The organism is Mesorhizobium sp. M7A.F.Ca.MR.176.00.0.0, from assembly GCF_004023165.1.
Lineage (GTDB): Bacteria > Pseudomonadota > Alphaproteobacteria > Rhizobiales > Rhizobiaceae > Mesorhizobium.
Window position 1 is genome coordinate 1 of the sequence record NZ_RZTC01000272.1, and the last position, 1,655, is coordinate 1,655.

A 1,655-nucleotide genomic window follows, 5' to 3' on the forward strand; every position below is an offset into this window, starting at 1 on the left:
GTCCAGGTGGTTCGGATCCCCGCCAGTGACAATCTGCTGGTGTGCAACGGGATTGTTTCCCGGCCCGCCAGCGCAGTCATGATCGGCGCCGCGCTGCTGAACAGTTGTGGCGCTAGGTCCGCCACCACGATATCGCTGGACGATCGCCGCGATGCGCTGGCCTTCTCCCTCGATGTGGGTATTTTGACTGTTCGGATTGAGAGGATCGACGGTTTGCAATAGGCTATTCGTTTGGTTCGCATCACCGGCCGCCAGCGTCACACTGTCGTAGTTGTTGAGATAGTCCGCGCCGCATCCGCTGACCGCCTGGGTGGCGCCGAGGCAGAGCAGCGCCGCCAAATGCCGCAAGGCGGCGAAGCTTACCCGGGCCATTAGATGGGTGCCGGGTTGATGCCGGCGCCTCTCAGTTGCGCACCAAGCCTCGCTCGAGTTGCGCAGGAGGCCTTATCGCCGGCGACGCATTTGTTGTTGGCGGCCGACCAGTCCAGAAGGGCCGTGTTCATCCAGCTGCCTGGCGCGCGTGCCACGCCATAGGGGGTCGGGGGCGCTCCGGTAGCAACGGCGGCCGCGGCGGCAGCTCCCTTGCCGCGAGGAGACCGTTTCCAACCACTGATGATCAGGCAGTTCTTCATGTATTGATCTTCGGCAATCGCATTGCCAAGGGCGTTGCCCAAGCCGGCACCCGCAACAAATGCCGGCGATCCGATAGCAAGATAGCCCTCGTCTACTGAGCCTTTCCGCATCTCGCACTGTGCGTGCGCGACCTCGAAACTAGGTCCATAGCCAATTTGCATGTAATCAGCTTGATTGCTTGTTTGACAGCCGCACAGCGGCAGGATGGCAGCAAGTGCCATCGACGTTTTTCTTTTCATCCCCCAGCCCTCCCAAGGCTTTAGTTCAGCATCTCCTAAAGTGGATATTTCTGCAAGTGACCAGACTCATCCTGGTAAATTTGCGAGGGCACGAATTCGAAAAAGTATAGTCGCCCCAGTGGCGTGTAGGACGGCGGCCGTAAATTGGGAGAGAGCTTACCGCCGACCTGACGCCTTGCTTATAAGTGGCGACTTATGCAATATCCGCGACGTTCCCAACGACGAGGCGCGGCATGCTGGCACGGACGGTTCACCCCTGCGATATCCATGCCATAGCCCGTATGTGCGGCGTGAGCTCCACGACGGCGTCGACAATCGGTCGAGCGGGCGCAAGCCAGGTCACTGCTACTGCAAGCCGACGGTGCGCGCGATCGGGCGCCGGCATGGCGAGCAACACCTGGCCATGGTGCTCAAAGTCATCAACTCGACTGGCAACGGCCACCTGCATGCTGCCACGCTGCAGGCTGTCTCTGCGGTGCTGCTGACCGGCGACATCGAGATTAACACCGAACTCTTCCTGGCCATGGATGAAATAGATCTAGGCAGGCTCAGGGCGGCCGCCAAGGCCCTTCCGGGTTCGACGGCCGATGTCATGGCCGGCGCACTGCTGGCGCTGCTTACAGGCCCTGCAATCGCGAGGCGCGTGGCATGCTAGCCAGGACCCCTTTCACCGGAATTGAAATCGAAGGCGTCGGCACCTATCGCCTGCCAAACGATTGGCAGGGCCAGCGACTTCGGCGCCTGCGTGGTGAGGAACGTCACACCGCGGTCTTGGCCATCGGT

At 61.1% G+C, this 1,655-nt stretch carries 3 protein-coding genes; 1 reads left to right on the plus strand and 2 read right to left on the minus strand.

What is annotated here, in order from left to right; translation table 11 throughout:
* The coding region (locus EOB59_RS37090; protein WP_245486890.1) for a hypothetical protein at window positions 1-372 on the minus strand (372 nt) is incomplete at its 3' end.
* The gene (locus EOB59_RS34720) at window positions 372-872 is read right to left on the minus strand and encodes a hypothetical protein (protein WP_128290295.1); all 501 of its coding nucleotides are present in this window, start codon (window positions 870-872) and stop codon (window positions 372-374) included. The genes EOB59_RS37090 and EOB59_RS34720, both read right to left, overlap by 1 nt.
* 403 nt (window positions 873-1,275) lie before the next feature.
* Between EOB59_RS34720 and EOB59_RS34725 the strand changes: the two genes are divergently transcribed.
* A complete protein-coding gene (locus tag EOB59_RS34725) occupies window positions 1,276-1,527 on the plus strand; it encodes a hypothetical protein (protein ID WP_128290296.1) in 252 nt (83 codons plus the stop codon).
* The last annotated feature ends 128 nt before the right edge of the window (window positions 1,528-1,655 follow it).

Bases quoted from the DNA above. Each gene is read 5' to 3' on its own strand.
- EOB59_RS34720 (WP_128290295.1), bottom strand. From the start codon at position 872: ATGAAAAGAAAAACGTCGATGGCACTTGCTGCCATCCTGCCGCTGTGC.
- EOB59_RS34725 (WP_128290296.1), top strand. From the start codon at position 1,276: ATGGTGCTCAAAGTCATCAACTCGACTGGCAACGGCCACCTGCATGCT.